The organism is Nocardioides litoris, assembly GCF_006346315.1.
In the GTDB taxonomy this organism is placed as follows: domain Bacteria; phylum Actinomycetota; class Actinomycetes; order Propionibacteriales; family Nocardioidaceae; genus Nocardioides; species Nocardioides litoris.
Window position 1 is genome coordinate 242,531 of record NZ_VDMR01000009.1, and the last position, 19,793, is coordinate 262,323.

Sequence of the window (19,793 nt, forward strand, 5' to 3'; positions counted from 1 at the left end):
ACCTACGTTCCTCGGCATGGGCAACGTGAATGGCACCACACCCGGATCGCCGGGAGAGGTCGACCTCGCCGAGGGGACCCCGGCCGGCGCGACCCGGGTGATGGCCCCCGACGCCCCGCCCGACGGACAGCGCTTCGACCCGTCCGACTCGCGGCAGGCCCGACGCAGCACGGTCGCCGGCCGCCCGCGCGGGATCCTGCGCCTCGGCCACGTCGACGTGACCGTGACCGACCTCGACCTCGCGACCTCGTACTACACCGGGGTCATGGGCATGGAGGTGACGGCGCGCACCGACGACTCGGTCTACCTCAAGTGCTGGGACGAGGAGGACCACCACTCGCTCCGGCTGCGCTACGCCTCGCGGATGGGCATGGACCTCATGTCGTTCAAGGTCCACCACGAGGACGACCTGGCCGACCTCGAGAGCCGCGTCACGCGCTTCGGCTTCCCGGTGGAGCGCCTGGCCAGGGGCGACGCGCTCGGCCAGGGGGAGTCGATCCGGTTCTCGACGCCCAGCGGCCACGTCATGGAGCTCTACGCCGAGGTCGAGAAGCTCGGCACCTCCCGGCCTCGCCACCACGCGCTGCGGGAGGAGCTGGCCGCCGAGATGGACCTGGGCCAGCTCTACCGCGACCAGATCGCCCCGCCGCGCATGGACCACATGCTCATCACCGCCGAGGAGGTGGGGGAGTCGACGCAGTTCTACATGGACGTGCTCGGCTTCCGCATCACCGAGCAGCTCCTTGACGGCAACGGCCACCAGCTGGGCACCTGGATGGAGCGCTCGCACTCCCCGCACGACCTCGCCGTCGTGCACGGGGCCAACGGCGGCCTGCACCACTTCGCCTACTGGCTCGACGACTGGGACGACGTGCGGAGCGCCGCCGACATCCTCGCCTTCAACGGCGTCCAGGTCGACGTCGGACCCACACGCCACGGCATCACGCGCGGCTCGACCATCTACTTCTTCGACCCCCTCGGAACCCGCAACGAGGTCTTCACCGGTGGCTACCGGCCCGACCCCGACTTCCCGACCCTGACCTGGACCGAGGACAACATCGGCCGAGCGATCTTCTACTACGAGGGTGAGCTCAACGACCGCTTCATGAAGGTGCACACCTGATGACGATTCTGAGACTGTCCCACGTCGAGCTCCGGGTCCCCGACCTCGAGCTGGCCACCGCCTACTACTCCGAGGTCGTCGGCATGGTCGAGACCGGGAGGGACGCACAGCGGGTCTTCCTGAAGTGCTGGGACGAGCACCAGCACCACAGCGTGGTCCTCACCCTCGAGCCCACGCACGGGCTCAACCACTTCGGCTTCAAGGTCACCGACGCCGAGGACCTCGACCTCTACCAGCAGCGGCTCGAGGCGGCCGGCGTCGCCGTGCAGCGCTACGCCGCCGACGAGTGGGCCCCCGGCCACGGCACCTCGATCCGCTTCCAGCTGCCGAGCGGGCACGTGATGGAGCTGGTCTACGGCATGCAGCAGGTCGGCAACCTGCTCCCGCAGACCAACCCGCCCCCGCGACCGATGGGCCTGGTCGGGATCGCCCCGCCGCGCGTCGACCACCTGTTCCTCACCGCCGAGGAGGTCGACACCAACACCCAGTTCCTCGTCGAGCATCTCGACTTCCGGCTCACCGAGCAGGTGATGGGTGACGACGGGTACCAGATCGCCAGCTGGCTCGAGGTCTCCCACCGCTCCCACGACATCGCGTTCATCACCGGCCCCAACCAGGGCCTGCACCACGTCGCGTTCTGGGTCGACGGCTGGAACGACCTGCGCAGTGCCGCCGACGTCTGCGTCTACCACGGGGTCAACGTCGAGACGAACCCCACGCGCCACGGGGTCACCCGGGGCCAGTGCCTGTACTTCTTCGACCCGGTCGGCAACCGCAACGAGATGTTCACGGGTGGCTACTGGATCGATCCGGGCGCCGAGCCGATCACGTGGACCGAGGCCGAGATGGGGCGTGCGATGTTCTACTACGACGGCGTCGTCAACCAGCAGTTCCTCACGGTCCACAGCTGATGACGACCGACGACCGGGTGGACTCGCCCTCGTTCCCGCGCACGGAGCGGGGTGACGCTCCGGCCTACCTCAGCCGTCACCTCGCTCGACGCTCGGCGCCCGTCGCCGACCCGGCTGCGCGCGGCGACGAGTCGCTGCCGCTCTACCTGCGCCAGCACCGTGGACGCGAGCACCGCTCCGACCCGGTGATGTACGACGGCAACGTCGTCGGCTCCGCACGCGCCTGGGCCGAGGTCACCCGCACCAAGGAGATCGTCCCCGAGCGCCGCGACCAGCTCGGCGACGTCGAGTGCGACGTCTACCTGGTCCGCCACGGCGAGACCCAAGGCTACTCCTCCGAGTCCGGGCTGACGCCGCTCGGCTCGTGGCAGGCCCATCGCCGCGGACAGGAGCTGGCCCGCCGCGTCACCGACGGCATGCAGGTCGAGCTGCTGTGCGCGCCGACCAACCGGGCCCGGCAGACCGCTGAGCACGTGCGGCGCGGGCTGCTCGACAACGTGTCGCTCTTCGGCCGTGAGGCGGCGATCGGCGAGCTGCGCGACTCCGCGGACTTCCGCAACTTCGAGGTCGCCACCCCGGCCGGACCCCGCGACGTGACCAGCGCGTTCCGTCAGTACCAGCGGGAGATGGAGAAGTACGAGCGGGTCGGGCTGGGCGAGCGCCCGGGCTGGCTGGTCGACGTCGACCGCTTCTGGGGCATCCAGAAGGGCGGCGGCGACCCGATCACCCACTGGCTGACCATGCCGATGATGTACTTCGAGCCGCCGGTGTCCTGCGTGCGCCGGTTCTGGCGCGGCATCCTCGCCGCCCGTGAGCGCAGCGACGCCAGGACGGTCGTCGTCGCGACCCACTCGGGTCCCATCCGCGCCTTCGCGACCCTCGCCATGGGCTACGACCCGGGCGAGCCGTTCAACACCGAGTTCGTCCGGGTGCGCCTGCTCGCCGGCGGGACCACCGCCCTCGTGCTCTACCGCAACCGGGTCCAGGAGGTCGGCGTCCCCGACCTCGACGCCCTGCCGCCCAGCGCCGACCGTCGATTCCAGGAGTAGTGCCATGACCACGTACGCCGACAACGACAGTGCCATCCAGTTCGACGCGCTGGTCCTCGACCAGCACCTGCGCGTGGGCGGCAAGTGCGCCTCGCTGGGCACGATGAGCCAGGCGGGTCTGCCGGTCCCGCCCGGCTTCGCCGTCACCACCGACGTCTTCGTCGACGCCCGTGAGGCCTCGGGCCTGATGGCGCAGATCAGCGAGATCGTGGCCGGCGTCGACACCGAGGACCAGACCGCGTTGTCCTCGGCCGCGATGCAGGCCCGCGACCTCATCCTCGGCTGGCCGATCGCCACGGAGCACGAGCGCTGCATCCGCGGGAAGTACGCCGACCTGTGCCTGCTGAGCGGCGTCGAGGACGTCCCGGTCGCGGTGCGGTCCTCGGCCACCTCGGAGGACTCGCCCGACGCGTCGTTCGCCGGCGAGCACGACACCTATCTGTGGGTCTGCGGCATCGACGAGGTCCTCGAGAAGATCCGGTCCTGCTGGGCCAGCCTGTTCACCGAGCGCGCGATCACCTACCGCAACCAGATGGGCTACGACCACGCCGAGGTCGACATGGCCGTGGCGGTGCAGAAGATGGTGCGACCCCGGGCCGCGGGCGTCGCGTTCACGCTCGACCCGTCCAACGGTGACCGCTCCGGTATCTGCATCGACGCGGCGTGGGGCTTCGGCGAGGGTGTCGTCTCCGGGGACGTCACTCCCGACAACTTCCTGGTGGACAAGGTGATGTGGTCGATCGGACGCCGCACGATCAGCCCGAAGACCCACGCCCACCTTCTCGTCGACGCCACCGACGGCGCAGGCCACCCGCAGGTCGCCCGCGTCGAGCTCCCGGCCGACCAGGTCGACGTCCCGTGCCTGACCGACGACGAGGTCGTCGCCATCGCCCGGCTGGCCCGCGCCGCCGAGAAGCACTACGGCTGCCCGCAGGACATCGAGTGGGCCGTCGACGACGACCTCCCGGCCGGCGAGGACGTCGTCCTGCTGCAGGCCCGCCCCGAGACGGTGTGGAGCAAGAAGTCGCGCAGCGTCGGCCAGCAGGGCGACCTCGTCTCGTCCATCGTCGACACCCTCGTCAACCCCCTCTCGGCGCGCTCGGGCACCCCGTCGGCCTGACTCGGGTCAGCACCCCCTCACCCACCCATCCCACCGGACCAAGGACTGTTCCCATGGCTGATCGCTTCCCGAGCCCGTTCGACATCGAGACCCCCGACGGCGCCGAGGGCTGGAGGGACCTCTACAGCTACTCCTCGCTCTTCGGTGAGGAGCGACGCACCTACGAGGACGGCGGCTTCTGGTTCCACGACGGCGTGCACTGGCCCGAGGCGCTCACGCCGTGGGACACCACCCTGTTCGAGTTCGCAATAGCCTCGCTTTCGCAGTACAACACCCGCCACTACCTCATCCCCCCGGCGTACGGCGTCGACTACCGGATCCTCAACGGCTACGTCTACCTGTCTCCGGTGCCGGCGCCCGACGAGGAGATCGAGGCCCGGGTCCCGCTGTTCATGGAGCGGGCCGGCTACTACTTCGGCAACTGGGACCGGCTCTACGACGACTGGCTCGTCAAGATCCGCGACCTCGTGCGCCAGCTCACCGAGCTCGACTTCAGCGCGCTGCCGGTCATGGAGCCGATGGAGGTCATCACCTCCGGTGCCGGGCAGGGCGCCGGCAACGCGCTGCTCTCGAGCTACCACCGGCTGCTCGACCACGCGCTGACGCTGTGGCAGTTCCACTTCGAGTTCCTCAACCTCGGCTACGCCGCCTACCTCGACTTCTTCGGCTTCTGCAAGGCCGCCTTCCCCTCGATCCCCGACCTGGCGGTCGCCAAGATGGTGGCCGGCGTCGACGTGGACCTGTTCCGCCCCGACGACGAGCTCAAGCGCCTGGCGCGGCTCGCGGTCAGCTCGGGCATCGACGACCGCTTCTCCGGCGAGGTGCTGGAGATCTGGCCGCGCCTGGAGGCCGACGAGGCCGGCAAGGCGTGGATCGACGAGTGGACGGTCGCGGCGGAGCCGTGGTTCAACTTCTCGACCGGCTCGGGCTTCTACCACTCCGACAAGATCTGGATCCAGAACGTCGAGGTGCCGCTCGGCTACATCGCCGACTACATCGTCAAGGTCAAGGACGGCAAGGACCTCGACCGCCCGGTCGCCGCGCTCCACGACGAGCGCGACCGGGTGGTCTCCGAGTACCGCGAGCTGCTCGACTCCGACGAGGACCGCGAGGCCTTCGACGCCAAGCTCGGCCTGTCGCGCACCGTGTTCCCCTACGTCGAGAACCACAACTTCTACGTCGAGCACTGGGCGCACTCGGTGATCTTCCGCAAGATGCGCGACCTCGGCGGCGTGCTCGAGGAGGCCGGCTTCATCACCGACGCTGCCGACGTCTTCATGTTCAAGCGCTCCGAGGTCTCCGACGTCCTCTTCGACCTCTACAAGGGGTGGGCCGTCGGGGCCCCGGCGCGCGGGCCGTCCTACTGGCCCGGGGAGATCGAGCGCCGTCGCGGGATCCACGACGCGCTGAAGTCGTGGTCGGCACCCCCCGCGCTCGGCGTGCCTCCCGAGGTGGTCACCGAGCCCTTCACCGTCATGCTCTGGGGCATCACCTCCGACTCGGTCGCGGCCTGGCTCAACGCCGGCGGCGAGGGCGAGGAGGGCGTCCTGACCGGGTTCGCCGCCTCACCGGGCCTGGTCGAGGGGCCGGCCCGCGTCATCAGCGGAGCCGAGCAGATCTCGGAGATCCAGGAGGGCGAGATCCTCGTCGCCACCCTCACGGCCCCGTCGTGGGCGCCCGTGTTCGGCAAGATCAAGGCGACCGTCACCGACGTCGGCGGGATGATGAGCCACGCGGCGATCGTGTGCCGCGAGTACGGCCTGCCCGCGGTCACCGGTACGGCCTTCGGCACCACGACCATCAAGACCGGCCAGATGCTCCGCGTCGACGGCAACACCGGCAAGGTCACGATCCTCGACTGACCGCCCGCCCCTCGAGGTCGCGCCCGCGCGTCCTCCCGGCCCCCAGACACACCGCACCCACACCCACCTGCAAGGAGACACACCATGCTGACGGTCGAGCAGAACGAAGAGCTGACCAGCGTCGGACCCGGCACGCCCATGGGCGAGGTGCTGCGCCGCTACTGGTACCCCATCGCCTTCGAGCAGGACTTCGACACCAAGCCCAGCAAGACCGTCCGGCTCCTGGGCGAGAACTGGACGCTCTACAAGACGCCGTCCGGACGCTACGGCATCATCGGCGAGTCCTGCCCCCACCGCCGCGCCTCCCTGACCTACGGGATCGTGCACGAGGACGGCATCCGCTGCGGCTACCACGGCTGGAAGTACGACTTCGACGGCCAGTGCGTCGAGCAGCCGGCCGAGAACGACAACTCGACGTTCCGCGACAAGATCAAGGCCAAGGCCGGCTCCGCCCAGACCCTGGGCGGCATGGTCTGGGTCTACGTCGGACCCGGCCCGGTGCCGGAGCTGCCGCGCTTCGACGTCTACGTCATGGACGGCATCCGCGACATCGGCGTGGCGACGCTGCCCTGCAACTGGCTGCAGATCATGGAGAACTCCGTCGACCCGCACCACGTCGAGTGGCTGCACGGCGCGTACTTCGAGTTCCTCGGCCAGACCCAGGGCTTCGAGGCACCCAAGTCGTTCCAGAAGAAGCACATCAAGGTCGCGTTCGACGAGTTCGAATTCGGCATCATCAAGCGGCGGATGCTCGAGGGCCACTCCGAGGCCGACGACGACTGGGCCATCGGCCACCCGCTGATGTTCCCCTACGGCATGCGCGTCGGCGGCCAGTGGATCGACCAGATGCAGATCCGCGTCCCGATCGACGACACGCACACCTGGAAGCTCTTCTACTCCCTGCACCACCCCGAGGGCGGCACGTGGGAGCCGCAGGAGCGGCCGGTCGTCTACGACTACGAGATCTTCGACGAGAACGGCGACTTCGTCACCGACTACGTCGAGGGCCAAGACGTCATGGCCTGGGTCTCCCAGGGCGCGATCACCGACCGCTCCCAGGAGCACCTCGGGCGCTCCGACCAGGGCGTGGCGATGCTGCGCAAGATGTTCAAGGAGGCGATGGCCTCCGTCGAGGACGGCGAGGACCCGCCCGGCGTGGTGCGCGAGCACCGCGAGATCATCGAGCTGCCGTGCGAGAAGGACAAGTTCGGCGCCGGCACCGCGTTCACCGACCAGTGGATCAACGGCGGCTCGATGCGCTACAGCCCGATCCGCGAGGAGCTGCTGGCCCTGCACCGCGACGCCGCCGCCGCCCGGGAGAAGGCCGGGTCCGGTGCCTGACCCGATCAAGGTGGCGGGGCGTGCGGCCCACCACGGCACGATGCCCGCGCTCCCGCCCGACCCGCACCGGCTGCCACCGCCGGGCGACTGGTTCGCCTCGGACGCCGCGCGGCACCTGCTCGACAAGCCGAAGTTCTGCCCCGCCTGCGCGGCGTCGCTGGACCGCGGCCTGATCAGCGAGTGGTGGAACGCCGGCGACCGCGTCTTCCTCACCTGGTGCGCCGAGTGCAGGTGGACGGGCAATGTCGTGCTGTTCGCCCACGCCGTCATCGAGGAACCGGAGCACTGATGGGCACGCCGGCACTGGTGCTCGACTTCGGTGGGCCGGTGCTGGTGACGCCCTTCGAGCTCGTCGCCGACGACCCCGACGGTCCCGCCCACGCGCTGCTCCACGAGCGTGGGCCGCTGGCCACCGCCGAGCGCCCCGACCCGGTCTGGGAGGACCTGCAGGCCGGCCGCATCACCGAGCGCGCCTACTGGCAGGCCCGGGCCGAGGAGTGGCACGACGCGGGCGGGCACGGGTCCGACATCCGGGCGATGATCGCGCACCTCTACGAGCCGCCGCGCCCGGCGCTGGTGCGCGAGGGTGCGCGTCGGCTGGTGCGCGACGCGCGCGCCGACGGTCGGCGGATCGGCATCCTGACCAACGACCTGCGCGCGTTCCACACCCAGGAGTGGATCGACGGCATCGAGGTCGTCGGCGACGTCGACACCGTCGTCGACGGCTCGGTCGAGGGACACCTCAAGCCGGCGCCGCGGCTCTACGAGTTGCTCGCCGAGCGGCTCGAGGTCAGGTTCGCCGACATGGTGTTCGTGGACGACCAGATGACCAACGTGCGCGGGGCCGAGGCCCTCGGCATCCCGTCGGTGTGGTTCGACCCGGCCCACCCCGAGGCGGCGTTCGCCGCGGCACGCGAGCTGATGGGCCTGCCCTCCGACCCGGGGGACGCCGTACCCGGACACGAGGAGGACGACCGTGGTTGAGCAGCGCGAGCTCCGCGTCACCCAGATGACCCTCGAGGCCGAGGGCGTCCTGTCGCTGCGGCTGGCCCGCATCGAGAGCGACGGCCCGCTGCCCGCGTGGGAGCCCGGGGCGCACATCGACGTCTACGTCCCCGACGGCTCCACGCGCCAGTACTCCCTGTGCGGCGACCCCCGGGACCTGTCGTCCTGGCAGGTCGCGGTGCTGCGCGAGCCGGAGGGCCGTGGCGGGTCAGCGTACCTGCACGACGAGCTGCGCGTCGGCGACCGCCTGAAGGTCACCCGGCCCAAGCAGAGCTTCGCGCTCGAGGAAGCGCCCTTCCACGCGCTCGTGGCCGGAGGCGTCGGCATCACCCCGATCATGGCGTTCGCCGAGCACCTCGACCGCGAGGGTCGGCCGTTCCGGCTGGTGTACGGCGGGCGCAGCGAGCAGACCATGGCGTTCCGCCAGCGCCTGGCGCGACTCGGTGACCGGGTCACGTTCCTCGCCGAGGACCGCGACGGCCGCCCGGACCTCGAGGCCGTGCTCAAGGACCTGCCGGCCGACGGTCTCGTCTACGTCTGCGGCCCGCTGCCGCTCCTGCGAGCCGTCGAGGCCGCGGCCGAGACCGTCCACGGCCCCGACCAGGACGTCGTCCGCTTCGAGCTCTTCAGCAGCGCCGGCGTCGAGCGTGCGGCTCCTCCCGGCGACGACGCCCCCGCCGGCGAGGGCTACGAGCTCGTCCTGGCGCGCTCGGGCCACACCCTGCGCCTGCAGCCCGACGCCAACATCCTCGACAAGGTGCTCGCCGTCGGGGTCGAGGTCGAGAACGACTGCCGTGACGGCATCTGCGGCTCCTGCATCACCTCTGTGCTCTCCGGGACCGTGGACCACCGCGACCTCGTGCTCACCAAGCGGGAGAAGGCAGCCGGCGACAAGATGCTGATCTGCTGCTCCAAGCCCACCTGCGACCGACTGGAGCTCGACCTGTGACGACCCCGACCGCACCCCCCGAGGGCGGGTGGACCGTCGCGGCGGTGGCCGCCGAGCTGCTGCGCTGCGAGGACGAGCGCATCGAGCGCCCGCCCTTCACCGACGACTGGCCCGACCTCGACCTCGACACCGGGTACGAGGTCCAGGACCTCAACCTGCAGGCGCGGCTCGACCGTGGCGAGAAGCTCGTCGGGGTCAAGCTCGGGCTCACCAGCGTGGCCAAGCAGCAGCGGATGGGTGTGCACTCCCCGTTCGTCGCCTGGCTCACCGACGCGATGGTGCTCGACGCAGGCGACCCGGTGCCGCAGTCCCGGCTCATCCACCCCCGGGTCGAGCCCGAGATCGTCCTCGTGATGGGCGAGCGGCTCGAGGGCCCCGACGTCACCCGTGAGCAGGCGATGGCGGCGGTGGCCTCCGTGCACGGCGGGGTCGAGGTCATCGACAGCCGCTACCAGGACTTCCGCTTCAAGGCCGGCGACGTCGCGGCCGACAACGCCTCCTCGGCGGCGTACGTCGTCGGGTCGGTCGCGCGGGCGCCCGCCGACCTCGACCTGGCCGCCGAGGCCGTCCGCGTCGAGGTCGACGGCGAGATCGTTGACACCGCCACGGGGGCCGCCGTGCAGGGGCACCCGGGCGAGGCCCTCGCCCTGGCCGCCAACGACCTGGCCCGCCGAGGCCACGCCATCGAGGCCGGCTGGGTCGTCCTGACCGGTGGCATGACCGACGCCGTGTTCGCCCCGCCCGGGGTGTCGGTGACCGCGCACTTCGACCACCTGGGGTCGGTCCGCATCGACGGCGGGGAGGGCTGAGCCGTGCCGTTGATCGAGGTCACGCTCGTCGAGGGCCGCAGCTCCGAGCAGCTCCGCGCCCTGATCACCGGCCTGACCCAGGCCGCGGTCGACGCGGTCGACGCCCCGGTCGCCGCCGTCCGTGTCGTCGTGCGCGAGGTGCCCGCCACCCACTGGGCCGCCGGCGACGAGACCATCGCCGAGCGTCGGGCCCGGCAACCGCAGGAGGAGACCCCATGAGCCAGGACCGTCAGCACTTCGGCCACGTCATCGACGGCGAGGAGGTCGGCTCCGCCGACGGCCGCACCTTCGAGGTCCAGAACCCGTGGACCCAGGAGGTCTGGGCCGACGCCGCCGAGGGCGGACCCGACGACGCGGCGCGCGCCGTCGCGAGCTCGCGGCGCGCCTTCGACGAGGGCGACTGGCCCCGGATGGGCCGCGCCGAGCGGGCGAAGGCGATCCACCGGCTCGCCGACGTCCTGGCGGCCCACACCGACGAGCTGGCCACTGCCGACACCACCGACATGGGCAAGCCGCTCGCGCAGGCCCGGCACGACGTCGGCCGCTCGGTGTGGAACTTCCGGTTCTTCGCCGACCACCAGCGCGACCACGTCGGCGAGGTCTACCCGATGGACTCGGGCCACCACACCTACAGTGAGTACGGCCCCGCCGGGGTCGTCGCCGCCATCAGCCCCTGGAACTTCCCCCTCATGATGGCCAGCTGGAAGGTCGCGCCTGCCATCGCCTGGGGCAACACCTGCGTCATCAAGCCCTCGGAGGACACCCCGGCCTCGGTGACCATGCTCGGCCGCCTGGCGGTCGAGGCCGGTCTGCCGCCCGGCGTCATCAACGTCCTCAACGGCCACGGCGACCCGGCAGGCTCCTCGCTCGTGGCCGACGACCGCGTCGACCGGGTCACCTTCACCGGCTCCTCGGTCACCGGCCGTGCCGTGATGGCCTCGGCCGCGACGCACCTCGCCCCGGTCTCGCTCGAGCTCGGCGGCAAGGGCGCCAACATCGTCTTCGACGACGCCGACCTCGACAACGCCGTGCACTGGGCCGTCGAGGCGATCTTCCGCAACGCCGGCCAGATCTGCCTCGCGGGCTCGCGGCTCTACGTCGGCGCCGGCGTCTACGACGAGTTCATGGACCGCTTCGTCGCCGCCGCCGAGGCGCTGACCGTCGGCGACCCCGTCGACCCGGCCACCCGGTTCTCGTGCCTGGCCAGCAAGCGCCACTTCGCCAAGGTGGCGTCGTACGTCGAGGGCCTGGAGACCGATGGCGGCAAGGTGCTGACCGGTGGTGTCGACGGGGACGGGCGCTGGATCGTGCGACCCACGATCGTCACCGACCTGCCGCTGACCGCCCCGGCGTACTGCGAGGAGATCTTCGGACCCGTCTGCGTCGTCAACCGCTTCGAGAGCGAGGAGGAGGTCGTGGCGATGGCCAACGACAGCCGCTACGGCCTCAACGCGATGCTCTTCACCGAGAACCTCTCGCGCGCGCACCGCGTCGCCTCGCAGCTGCGTGCCGGCACCGTGTGGGTCAACTGCTTCTTCATCCGCGACCTGCGCACGCCGTTCGGGGGAGCGGGCGACTCCGGTGTCGGGCGCGAGGGCGGCAACTTCAGCCGCGAGTTCTTCACCGAGCCCAAGGCCGTAGTCATGCAGATCCGCCGCTGACGACATGACGGCCACTTCGCCCGAGATCGCCCGGACCGTCGACGTCCGGGGCGTGGCGACCAACTACCACGACGTCGGCTGCGGAGACGCGGTGCTGCTGGTCCACGGCTCGGGGCCGGGGGTGACAGCGTGGGCCAACTGGCGGCTCACCATGCCGGCGCTCGCCGAGCGCCTGCGGGTGGTGGCACCCGACGTGCCCGGCTTCGGCTACACCGAGCGGACCGGCACGGTGTCCTACGACCTCGACGGCTGGACCGATCACCTCGTGGCCTTCCTCGAGGCGCTCGACCTGCCGCGAGTGCACGTGGTGGGCAACAGCTTCGGCGGAGCGCTGGCCCTCAGCCTCGCGACCCGACGCCCAGACCTCGTCGACCGGCTGGTGCTGATGGGCAGTGTCGGGGTCACGTTCGACATCACGCCCGGTCTGGACGCGGTGTGGGGCTTCGAGCCCTCGCTCGACAACATGCGACGACTGCTCGACGTCTTCGCCCACGACCGGTCGCTGGTCAGCGACGAGCTGGCGGCCTCCCGGCTCGCGGCGGCCACCCGGCCCGGCGTCCAGGAGGCGTTCAGTGCCATGTTCCCGGCGCCCCGCCAGCGCATCGTGGACGCGCTGACGATCGACGAGGACCTGGTCCGTGGCATCGAGGCGCCGGTGCTGGTCGTCCACGGCCGCGACGACCGGGTGATCCCGCTCGCCACCTCCCTGCGCCTGCTGGAGCTGGTCGACCACGCGCGGCTGCACGTCTTCGGTCGGTGCGGTCACTGGGTGCAGATCGAGCACGCGGCGGCCTTCAACCGGCTCGTCTCCGACTTCCTGACCGCGCCGGCATGACCACGACCGGCACACCTGAGAGCTCCGTCGAGGGCCGCCTCCCTCGACACCCCGGCCCCGACGCCACGACCGTGCTCGGCAAGGCGGTCCTGGTGCTGCGCGCGTTCACCACCGAGGACCGCGGGGTGACCCTGGCGGAGCTGGGACGGCGCACCGGCCTGGCCAAGGGCACCCTGCACCGCGTGTGCGGCGACCTGGTGGGCGCCGGGATGCTGGAGCGGCGCGACGGCCACTACCGCCTGGGCCGGCTGATGTTCGAGCTGGGGATGCGGGCCTCGGTCGAGCGCGACCTGCTCGAGGTGGCGACGCCGTTCCTCGAGGAGCTGCGCGCGGCGGTCGACGAGACCGTCCACCTCGGGGTCCGCGACGGCACCGAGGTCGTCTACGTCGCCAAGCTCGTCGGCCACCGGCAGACCGCGGCACCTTCGCGCGCCGGTGGTCGGTGGGGCCTGTCCTGCACCGCGGTCGGCAAGGCCCTCCTGGCCCACGCCCCCGCCGAGGTGCTGGACGAGGTGGTGCGGGCCGGCCTGACCCGCCACACCGCCCGGACCGTGACCGCACCCGGGATCCTGGCCGGCCAGCTCGAGCAGGTGCGCCGGACGGGGGTCGCCTTCGAGTTCGAGGAGTCACGGACGGGTGTGGTGTGCGTTGGCGCGCCGGTCTTCGACTCCCGCGGCGAGGCGGTGGCCGCGGTGAGCGTGGCCGGCCCCGTCACCCGGTTCCGTCCGCAGGCCGGGGCCGACCGGGTGCGCGCAGCCGCCCGCGGCATCTCGGCCACCCTGGCTCGAGGCTGAGAGGGTGGCGCCGGCCAGGGTTCCGGTCACCGGAACGCCGTCCGTGCCGGCGGGTGGCGCGGACCTGCACGCTGGCTCCGTGACCACCTCCGAGAAGCTCTCCGCGACCGAGCAGGCCGTCGAGCGCCTCGCGCTCGCCCAGCAGGCGCAGACCCCGTGCGCGCCGGTGCGCGACCTGATCGGGGCCGACGCCGCCGCGGCGTACGCCGTCCAGCGCGCCGGCATCGCCCGCCGCGTCGAGTCCGGGGCCACGGTCGTCGGTCGCAAGGTCGGCCTGACCTCGCCCGCGGTCCAGGCCCAGCTCGGTGTCGACCAGCCCGACCTCGGCGTGCTGCTCGACGACATGGGCCACCCGGACGGCGCGACCGTCGCCCGGGCGGGCCTGCTCCAACCCAAGGTCGAGGCCGAGGTCGCGTTCGTGCTCGGCGCCGACCTGGTCGACGGCGACCTCGGGCCCGACCAGGTCAGGGCCGCTGTGGACCACGCGGTCGCGGCGATCGAGATCGTCGACAGCCGCATCGCCGGGTGGGACATCACCTTCACCGACACCGTCGCCGACAACGGGTCCAGCGCGCTCTACGTGCTCGGCACGACGACCCGGACCCTGGCCGAGGTCGAGCCGATCGACGTCGAGATGACGATGACCCGCAACGGCGAGGTCGTCTCGACCGGCAACGGTGCCGCCTGCCTCGGCGACCCGCTGCTCGCCCTCGCCTGGCTCGCGCGCACCGCCCGAAACTTCGGCGAGCCGCTCCGCGCCGGTCAGGTCATCCTCTCCGGTGCCCTCGGACCGATGGTCACCGTCGAGCCCGGCGACACCTTCGCGGCCCACATCTCCGGACTCGGCACCGTGTCCGTCACCTTCGACGAGGAGCAGCACGCATGAAGACCCCCGGCAGGACCAGCGTGGCCGTCATCGGCTCCGGCAACATCGGCACCGACCTGATGATCAAGGTCCTGCGGGTCTCGCAGCACCTCGAGATGGGGGCGATGGTCGGCATCGACCCTGCGTCCGACGGCCTGGCCCGCGCCGCGCGGATGGGGGTGCCGACCACCGCCGAGGGGGTCGACGGCCTGATGGCGATGGACGGCTTCGACGACATCGACATCGTCTTCGACGCCACCTCGGCCCGGGCCCACGTCGCCAACGTCGAGAAGCTCGCCGCCCACGGCAAGCGGCTCATCGACCTCACCCCGGCCGCGATCGGCCCGTTCGTGGTGCCGGCGGTCAACATCGACGAGCACCTGGACGCGGCGAACGTGAACATGGTGACCTGCGGCGGTCAGGCGACCATCCCGGTCGTCGCCGCGATCTCGCGCGTCGTGCCCGTGCCGTACGCCGAGATCATCGCCTCGATCTCCTCGAGGTCGGCCGGGCCCGGCACCCGCGCCAACATCGACGAGTTCACCGAGACCACCTCGCACGCCATCGAGTCGGTCGGCGGGGCCGGGCGCGGCAAGGCGATCATCATCCTCAACCCCGCCGAGCCGCCGCTGATCATGCGCGACACCGTGCTCGCCCTGGTCGTGGCCCCCGACGAGTCGGTGCACGAGGAGATCCGCGCCTCGGTCGAGAAGATGATCGGCGACGTCGCCGCCTACGTGCCGGGGTACCGCCTCAAGCAACGTGTCCAGGTCGACCCGATCCCCGACGGCCAACCGGTCCACACCCTGCTGCCCGACGGCGACACGAGCGTCCCCACGCACCAGGTGTCGGTGTTCCTCGAGGTCGAGGGTGCGGCGCACTACCTCCCGGCGTACGCCGGCAACCTCGACATCATGACCAGCGCCGCGGTCCAGGTGGCCGAGCGCATCGCCCAGCTCAGTACCCAGCGCGCCACCACGGACGGGACCCTCTGATGGCCACGATCTTCGTCCAGGACGTCACGCTTCGCGACGGCATGCACGCCATCCGGCACCGGATCGAGCCCGCCACGGTCGGTGAGGTCGTCGCGGCCCTCGACGCCGCCGGGGTGGACGCGATCGAGGTCGCCCACGGCGACGGCCTCGCCGGAGGCAGCCTCAACTACGGCCCCGGGAGCCACACCGACTGGGACTGGATCGACGCCGCCGCCGCCCACCTCACCCACGCCCGCCTGACCACCCTCCTGCTGCCCGGCATCGGCACCATCGCCGAGCTCAAGGAGGCCTACGAGCGCGGCGTCCGCTCGGTGCGGGTGGCCACCCACTGCACCGAGGCCGACGTCTCGGCGCAGCACATCGCCGTCGCCCGCGAGATCGGCATGGACGTGTCGGGGTTCTTGATGATGAGCCACATGGCCGACGCCGCCACCTTGGCGCAGCAGGCGAAGCTCATGGAGTCCTACGGCGCGCACTGCGTCTACGTCACCGACTCGGGCGGCCGGCTGATGATGGACGGCGTGCGGGAGCGGATGCGTGCCTACCGCGACGTCCTCGACCCGGGCACCGAGATCGGTATCCACGCCCACGAGAACCTCTCGCTGTCCGTGGCCAACTCCATGGTCGCCGTCGAGGAGGGCGTCACCCGCGTCGACGCCTCGCTGGCCGGTCAGGGCGCCGGCGCCGGCAACACCCCGATCGAGGCGTTCGTGGCGGTGGCCGACCTCAACGGCTGGAAGCACGGCTGCGACCTCTTCGCCCTCCAGGACGCCGCCGACGACCTCGTCCGACCGCTCCAGGACCGACCGGTGCGCGTCGACCGGGAGACCCTGACACTGGGCTACGCCGGTGTGTACGGCTCCTTCCTGCGCCACGCGGAGAGCGCAGCCGAGCGCTACGGCGTCGACGTGCGCACCCTGCTCGTCGAGGTCGGACGGCGCGGTCTGGTGGGCGGCCAGGAGGACATGATCACCGACATCGCCCTCGACCTCTCCGCCTGAGCCCACGCCGTCACGGCAGGTCGCCGAGCAGCTCGCGCAGCAGCCCCAGGACCCGCCACGGCCCGTCGTGCATGACGTTGTGGCGGGTGTCCCAGCGACGGACCTCGATGGCGTCGTCGCGCTAGGCCCGGTCGATCGAGGTGCGCATCGGGGTCGGGCCGTCTCACTGCAGCGCCTCAACGAAGACCGTGCGCGGGACCGTGCGCCACGCGCCGGTCAAGCGGACCGCCTGCAGCAGCGTGCCGACCGGGTGCGGCCGGGCGCGACGGTCGAAGAACGGGAGCGGGTCGACGGTGTCACCGGTGCGCTGGGAGTCCTCGAGGAACCATGCCCGCTCCTCGTCGCTGGTCAGCGACCACGCGGTGTCGCCGTCCTGTGCGACGTGGGCGTCGAGCAGCACCAGGGCGCGTACGCCGTCGGGCCGGGCGTCCGCGGCCGCGGTGACGGGCAGGCCGGCGTAGCTGTGGGCGACGAGGACGAGTCGGCGACCATCGCCCGCAGCTCGACGCGGTCGAGGACGGCGGCCATCCCGACCAGGCCGGCCACGCAGGCCTCGGCGTCGTCGGCCGAGCCGAGCGGGCCGCGGAAGGTGCAGTCGTCGGCCATCAGCGAGCGCAGTGCCACCGCGTCGCGGTCCTGCCAGGCCGCGAAGCAGGCCTCGGCGAAGAGGCGGACGGAGCGGGGTGTCGTGGTGTCCATGGCTCCACCCTGCGCCAGCCACGATCCATCAACCAGACCGATGTTCCTCGGTCTGGCATCATCAACAGTGACGGATCTGCGCAGCCTCGAGTGCTTCCTGGCCGTGGCGACCACGGCGGGTTCACCCGCGCCGCCGAGGCGCTGGCGATCACCCAGCCCGGGATCAGCGCCCAGGTGGCGCGGCTCGAGCGGGAGCTGGGGGAGTCGCTGTTCGAGCGCGCCGGACGCGCCGGGGCACGGTTGACCGAGGCGGGCCGGGCCGCCGTCGGACCCGCCCGCGACGCCCTGGCCTCGACCGACGTCGTCCGTGCAGCGGTCGCCAGTGTCTCCGGGCTGGTCACGGGGCGGCTCGCCCTCGGTCACGTCAGCAGCGGGGCCACGACGACGCTGCTGGAGCCGCTCACGGCGCTGCGCCGGCGCCACCCCGGCGTCGAGGTGTCCCTGGTCGAGGACCGTTCGGAGGGCCTGCTGCGCCGGCTGCTGGCGGGTGAGCTCGACCTCGCGTGGGTCGGCTCCGCGGGTGACCTCCCGCCCGGGGTCGAGCACCGGGCCGTGCTCGACGAGCGGCTCGTGCTGGGGGTGCCGCCCGGGCACCCGTGGGCCGGACGACGATCAGTCGCCCTGGCCACCGCGCTGCGTGAACCGCTCGTGGTGATGCCGGCCGGCACCGGCGCGCGGGCCGCGCTCGACCTCGCGGTCGGCCGGACGGGAGAGCAGGCGCGCATCGCCTTCGAGTGCTCCGCCCCCGACCTCGTCGGCGCGCTGGTCCACCGCGGACTAGGGGTGGCCGTCGTGCCCGAGCCGCTCGCCGTCGCCCTCGGCCTGGTGCCGGTGCCCCTGGCTCGCCCGGCTGTGCGCAGCCGGCTGCTGCTGGTCTGGCGTCGCGGTGGGCCCACGGCGCCCGCCGCCCGTGCCTTCCTCGCGCTCCTGGGCGACCCGTCGGCCTGACGGCTCCGAATGACCACCGTGGAGACGCTCACCTTCGACAGCCACGGCGCCCGGTGCGAGGCGTCGTGGTGGGAGGCGGGTGGTCCCGCCTTGACCACCGCCGCGGGCACCCCGTGCGTGGTCATGGCGCACGGCTTCGGCACGACCCGCGACAGCGGCCTCGCGCTGTTCGCCGAGTGGTTCGCCGCGGCCGGGTGCCACGTGCTGGCCTTCGACTACCGCGGCTTCGGCGGGTCCGAGGCGCCGCGCGGCCGATTCCGCCAGGACGTCGACCACCGGCGGCACCGCGAGGACTACCACGCCGCCGTCGCCACCGTCCGGGCCCGCGACGACGTCGACCCGGACCGGGTGGCGCTGTGGGGGACGTCGTACTCCGGCGGGCACGTCGTCGCGGTCGCCGCCCAGGACCCGCGCATCGCCGCCGTCGTCAGCCAGGGTGCGGCCGTCGACGGCCTCGCGGTGCTCACCGGTCGCGGTCGCGAGCGCGACCCGGCCACCCGCGACCGCGGCAAGGCGCCGCGCGTGCTGCGCGCCGCCGCCGCCGACGACTGGCGGGCCGCCACCCGGCGCCCGCCGCGGATGCTCCCGCTGCTGGGCGAGGTCGGGTCGGGCGCGTTGCTGACGGGCCCGGGCGCGGTCGCGTTCGAGGGCCTGATCGGCCCCACCTTCCGCAACGAGATGTGCGCCCGAGGCGTGCCGCGCATCGCCCGCAACCGGCCGGTGACCATGGCCGGTGACGTCCGGTGCCCGACGCTGATCGTGGTCGCCGAGCGCGACGAGGTGGCGCCGCCCGGCTCGGTGCGGGCCGTCGCCGAGGCGATCGGCCCGGCGGCCGAGGTGGCGGCGTACGACTGCGAGCACTTCGCCCTGTACGCCGGGGTCGGCGACAGCCTCGACCGGCAGGCCGCGTTCCTGGTGCGGGTGCTGGCCCCGGGCGTCCGGGCGGCCGGCTGACCCCCAGGCTGACCCTCAGGCGCCGGGCCGTCGACGGTGACCCGGGGGCCGTCGCCGCGCGGCCAGGAGCACGTCGAGGTCGGCGGGACCGGCCAGGCTCTTGCTCTCGTCGAGCAGCGCGAGCAGCCGCACCGGCCGCCCGGCGGCGGCCGCGGCCTCGACCTTGTGGTGCCCGTCGAGGAGGAAGTGCTGCAGCACCCAGTGCCGGTGCCAGTCGGTCGCGTCGCCGGAGGTCGCGGGGACCACGACGTCGAGCAGCGCGTAGGACACGGCGGTGGCGGTGGGTGGCGCGCCGGCGTACGACGCGGTGGTGGCGGGGTCGTTCCACGACGGCGGCACCATCGGCACGACGAGCTCGTGCAGGTGGCCGTCGAGCTCGTCCTCGGGCACCGGGGTGTCGAAGGTGCGGTAGTAGGGCGTGCCCGGGTGCTCCGGCACCCCGGTCAGCGGCTCGGTGCCCCACGTCGCGACCTGCTCGTGGGAGAAGTAGTCCTCGGCGGCACCCGGCGTGACCAGGCGGGGGGCCACCTCCAGCAGCAGCACCGTGTACGACGACCGCGGCAGCGCCCGGCCCCACGCGCGCAGCACCCGCCGGTCGACGCGGTCGAGCCCGGCCGCGAGGCGCTCGGCGGCCAGGCCGAGGTCGGCCCGCTCGGGCGTGGAGGCCTTGGTGAACACCGCGGGGCAGGTGCCGCACCACAGCGCGAGCTCGAAGACCGGTCGGCCGTGCAGGTGCAGCCGCCGAGCGGCGAACGCCGTCCCGGGCCCGGGCGGCGGCGTCGGCACGGACACGGCCGCGCGGTCCGGCGGCATGCCCAGCCGCACCCCGCGGCGCACGTCGAGCAGCACCCGGGCGAGGCTACGCGGCGTAC

22 protein-coding genes are annotated in these 19,793 nt (G+C 72.3%); 19 read left to right on the forward strand and 3 right to left on the reverse strand.

All coding sequences use genetic code 11. The annotated features are described in order from the left end of the window. The first annotated feature begins 16 nt into the window (after nucleotides 1-16). The 17 genes from FJQ57_RS20860 to dmpG all read left to right on the forward strand — a co-directional run bounded on the left by FJQ57_RS20860 (nucleotide 17) and on the right by dmpG (nucleotide 16,320). Nucleotides 17-1,123 carry a catechol 2,3-dioxygenase gene (locus FJQ57_RS20860; RefSeq protein ID WP_211349240.1) on the forward strand — a complete coding sequence of 369 codons (1,107 nt, stop codon included), beginning with the start codon at nucleotides 17-19 and terminating at the stop codon, nucleotides 1,121-1,123. Beyond that, on the forward strand, nucleotides 1,123-2,034 hold the full coding sequence (locus tag FJQ57_RS20865; RefSeq protein ID WP_139984070.1) for a catechol 2,3-dioxygenase: 912 nt from the start codon (nucleotides 1,123-1,125) through the stop codon (nucleotides 2,032-2,034). The genes FJQ57_RS20860 and FJQ57_RS20865 overlap by 1 nt, the downstream gene beginning before the upstream one ends. Beyond that, nucleotides 2,034-3,083, forward strand: a complete 1,050-nt coding sequence (locus FJQ57_RS20870; RefSeq protein ID WP_139984072.1) for a histidine phosphatase family protein — start codon at nucleotides 2,034-2,036, stop codon at nucleotides 3,081-3,083. The genes FJQ57_RS20865 and FJQ57_RS20870 overlap by 1 nt, the downstream gene beginning before the upstream one ends. 4 nt (nucleotides 3,084-3,087) lie before the next feature. Then, nucleotides 3,088-4,203 (forward strand): PEP/pyruvate-binding domain-containing protein, encoded by a 1,116-nt coding sequence (locus tag FJQ57_RS20875; protein ID WP_139984074.1) that lies wholly within the window; start codon nucleotides 3,088-3,090, stop codon nucleotides 4,201-4,203. A gap of 53 nt (nucleotides 4,204-4,256) precedes the next feature. Continuing rightward, a complete protein-coding gene (locus FJQ57_RS20880) occupies nucleotides 4,257-6,065 on the forward strand; it encodes a PEP-utilizing enzyme (protein WP_139984076.1) in 1,809 nt (602 codons plus the stop codon). Nucleotides 6,066-6,149: 84 nt separating this feature from the next. After that, nucleotides 6,150-7,406, forward strand: a complete 1,257-nt coding sequence (locus FJQ57_RS20885; protein ID WP_139984077.1) for an aromatic ring-hydroxylating oxygenase subunit alpha — start codon at nucleotides 6,150-6,152, stop codon at nucleotides 7,404-7,406. Then, the gene (locus FJQ57_RS20890) at nucleotides 7,399-7,695 is read left to right on the forward strand and encodes a hypothetical protein (RefSeq protein ID WP_211349242.1); all 297 of its coding nucleotides are present in this window, start codon (nucleotides 7,399-7,401) and stop codon (nucleotides 7,693-7,695) included. Before FJQ57_RS20885 ends, FJQ57_RS20890 begins: the two co-directional genes overlap by 8 nt. Continuing rightward, on the forward strand, nucleotides 7,695-8,390 hold the full coding sequence (locus FJQ57_RS20895) for an HAD family hydrolase (protein WP_139984079.1): 696 nt from the start codon (nucleotides 7,695-7,697) through the stop codon (nucleotides 8,388-8,390). The genes FJQ57_RS20890 and FJQ57_RS20895 overlap by 1 nt, the downstream gene beginning before the upstream one ends. Next, entirely contained in the window at nucleotides 8,383-9,360 is a 978-nt protein-coding gene (locus FJQ57_RS20900) for a PDR/VanB family oxidoreductase (RefSeq protein ID WP_211349244.1), read from the forward strand. The genes FJQ57_RS20895 and FJQ57_RS20900 overlap by 8 nt, the downstream gene beginning before the upstream one ends. Then, nucleotides 9,357-10,169, forward strand: a complete 813-nt coding sequence (locus tag FJQ57_RS20905; protein WP_139984081.1) for a 2-keto-4-pentenoate hydratase — start codon at nucleotides 9,357-9,359, stop codon at nucleotides 10,167-10,169. Before FJQ57_RS20900 ends, FJQ57_RS20905 begins: the two co-directional genes overlap by 4 nt. 3 nt (nucleotides 10,170-10,172) lie before the next feature. Next, nucleotides 10,173-10,388, forward strand: coding sequence for a 2-hydroxymuconate tautomerase family protein (locus FJQ57_RS20910; protein WP_139984083.1), 216 nt, complete (start codon nucleotides 10,173-10,175; stop codon nucleotides 10,386-10,388). After that, nucleotides 10,385-11,830, forward strand: coding sequence for an aldehyde dehydrogenase (locus tag FJQ57_RS20915; protein ID WP_139984085.1), 1,446 nt, complete (start codon nucleotides 10,385-10,387; stop codon nucleotides 11,828-11,830). Before FJQ57_RS20910 ends, FJQ57_RS20915 begins: the two co-directional genes overlap by 4 nt. Nucleotides 11,831-11,834: 4 nt before the next feature. After that, nucleotides 11,835-12,665, forward strand: a complete 831-nt coding sequence (locus FJQ57_RS20920) for an alpha/beta fold hydrolase (protein WP_139984087.1) — start codon at nucleotides 11,835-11,837, stop codon at nucleotides 12,663-12,665. Then, on the forward strand, nucleotides 12,662-13,459 hold the full coding sequence (locus FJQ57_RS20925; RefSeq protein WP_139984089.1) for an IclR family transcriptional regulator: 798 nt from the start codon (nucleotides 12,662-12,664) through the stop codon (nucleotides 13,457-13,459). The genes FJQ57_RS20920 and FJQ57_RS20925 overlap by 4 nt, the downstream gene beginning before the upstream one ends. A gap of 79 nt (nucleotides 13,460-13,538) precedes the next feature. Beyond that, nucleotides 13,539-14,345, forward strand: a complete 807-nt coding sequence (locus tag FJQ57_RS20930; protein ID WP_139984091.1) for a 2-keto-4-pentenoate hydratase — start codon at nucleotides 13,539-13,541, stop codon at nucleotides 14,343-14,345. After that, a complete protein-coding gene (locus tag FJQ57_RS20935; protein WP_139984093.1) occupies nucleotides 14,342-15,319 on the forward strand; it encodes an acetaldehyde dehydrogenase (acetylating) in 978 nt (325 codons plus the stop codon). The genes FJQ57_RS20930 and FJQ57_RS20935 overlap by 4 nt, the downstream gene beginning before the upstream one ends. Then, a complete protein-coding gene (dmpG, locus tag FJQ57_RS20940) occupies nucleotides 15,319-16,320 on the forward strand; it encodes a 4-hydroxy-2-oxovalerate aldolase (protein ID WP_211349246.1) in 1,002 nt (333 codons plus the stop codon). The genes FJQ57_RS20935 and dmpG overlap by 1 nt, the downstream gene beginning before the upstream one ends. A gap of 163 nt (nucleotides 16,321-16,483) precedes the next feature. Here the strand turns inward: dmpG and FJQ57_RS20945 are convergent, their stop codons facing one another. After that, a complete protein-coding gene (locus FJQ57_RS20945) occupies nucleotides 16,484-16,720 on the reverse strand; it encodes a hypothetical protein (protein WP_139984094.1) in 237 nt (78 codons plus the stop codon). Then, nucleotides 16,669-17,019, reverse strand: coding sequence for a nuclear transport factor 2 family protein (locus FJQ57_RS20950; protein WP_139984096.1), 351 nt, complete (start codon nucleotides 17,017-17,019; stop codon nucleotides 16,669-16,671). The genes FJQ57_RS20945 and FJQ57_RS20950 overlap by 52 nt, the downstream gene beginning before the upstream one ends. Nucleotides 17,020-17,109: 90 nt before the next feature. Here FJQ57_RS20950 and FJQ57_RS20955 point away from each other — a divergent pair, with 90 nt between their 5' ends. Beyond that, nucleotides 17,110-17,967 carry a LysR family transcriptional regulator gene (locus tag FJQ57_RS20955; RefSeq protein WP_139984098.1) on the forward strand — a complete coding sequence of 286 codons (858 nt, stop codon included), beginning with the start codon at nucleotides 17,110-17,112 and terminating at the stop codon, nucleotides 17,965-17,967. 9 nt (nucleotides 17,968-17,976) lie between these two features. Then, nucleotides 17,977-18,921, forward strand: coding sequence for an alpha/beta hydrolase (locus tag FJQ57_RS20960; RefSeq protein ID WP_139984100.1), 945 nt, complete (start codon nucleotides 17,977-17,979; stop codon nucleotides 18,919-18,921). Nucleotides 18,922-18,936: 15 nt separating this feature from the next. Here the strand turns inward: FJQ57_RS20960 and FJQ57_RS20965 are convergent, their stop codons facing one another. Beyond that, complete coding sequence (locus FJQ57_RS20965; protein ID WP_139984102.1) at nucleotides 18,937-19,770, reverse strand: hypothetical protein; 834 nt, start codon at nucleotides 19,768-19,770, stop codon at nucleotides 18,937-18,939. Between the last annotated feature and the right edge of the window lie 23 nt (nucleotides 19,771-19,793).

Bases quoted from the DNA above. Each gene is read 5' to 3' on its own strand.
- FJQ57_RS20875 (WP_139984074.1), top strand. From the start codon at position 3,088: ATGACCACGTACGCCGACAACGACAGTGCCATCCAGTTCGACGCGCTG.
- FJQ57_RS20915 (WP_139984085.1), top strand. From the start codon at position 10,385: ATGAGCCAGGACCGTCAGCACTTCGGCCACGTCATCGACGGCGAGGAG.
- FJQ57_RS20920 (WP_139984087.1), top strand. From the start codon at position 11,835: ATGACGGCCACTTCGCCCGAGATCGCCCGGACCGTCGACGTCCGGGGC.
- FJQ57_RS20935 (WP_139984093.1), top strand. From the start codon at position 14,342: ATGAAGACCCCCGGCAGGACCAGCGTGGCCGTCATCGGCTCCGGCAAC.
- FJQ57_RS20865 (WP_139984070.1), top strand. From the start codon at position 1,123: ATGACGATTCTGAGACTGTCCCACGTCGAGCTCCGGGTCCCCGACCTC.
- FJQ57_RS20885 (WP_139984077.1), top strand. From the start codon at position 6,150: ATGCTGACGGTCGAGCAGAACGAAGAGCTGACCAGCGTCGGACCCGGC.
- FJQ57_RS20870 (WP_139984072.1), top strand. From the start codon at position 2,034: ATGACGACCGACGACCGGGTGGACTCGCCCTCGTTCCCGCGCACGGAG.
- FJQ57_RS20895 (WP_139984079.1), top strand. From the start codon at position 7,695: ATGGGCACGCCGGCACTGGTGCTCGACTTCGGTGGGCCGGTGCTGGTG.
- FJQ57_RS20950 (WP_139984096.1), bottom strand. From the start codon at position 17,019: ATGGACACCACGACACCCCGCTCCGTCCGCCTCTTCGCCGAGGCCTGC.
- FJQ57_RS20960 (WP_139984100.1), top strand. From the start codon at position 17,977: ATGACCACCGTGGAGACGCTCACCTTCGACAGCCACGGCGCCCGGTGC.
- dmpG (WP_211349246.1), top strand. From the start codon at position 15,319: ATGGCCACGATCTTCGTCCAGGACGTCACGCTTCGCGACGGCATGCAC.
- FJQ57_RS20860 (WP_211349240.1), top strand. From the start codon at position 17: ATGGGCAACGTGAATGGCACCACACCCGGATCGCCGGGAGAGGTCGAC.
- FJQ57_RS20880 (WP_139984076.1), top strand. From the start codon at position 4,257: ATGGCTGATCGCTTCCCGAGCCCGTTCGACATCGAGACCCCCGACGGC.
- FJQ57_RS20925 (WP_139984089.1), top strand. From the start codon at position 12,662: ATGACCACGACCGGCACACCTGAGAGCTCCGTCGAGGGCCGCCTCCCT.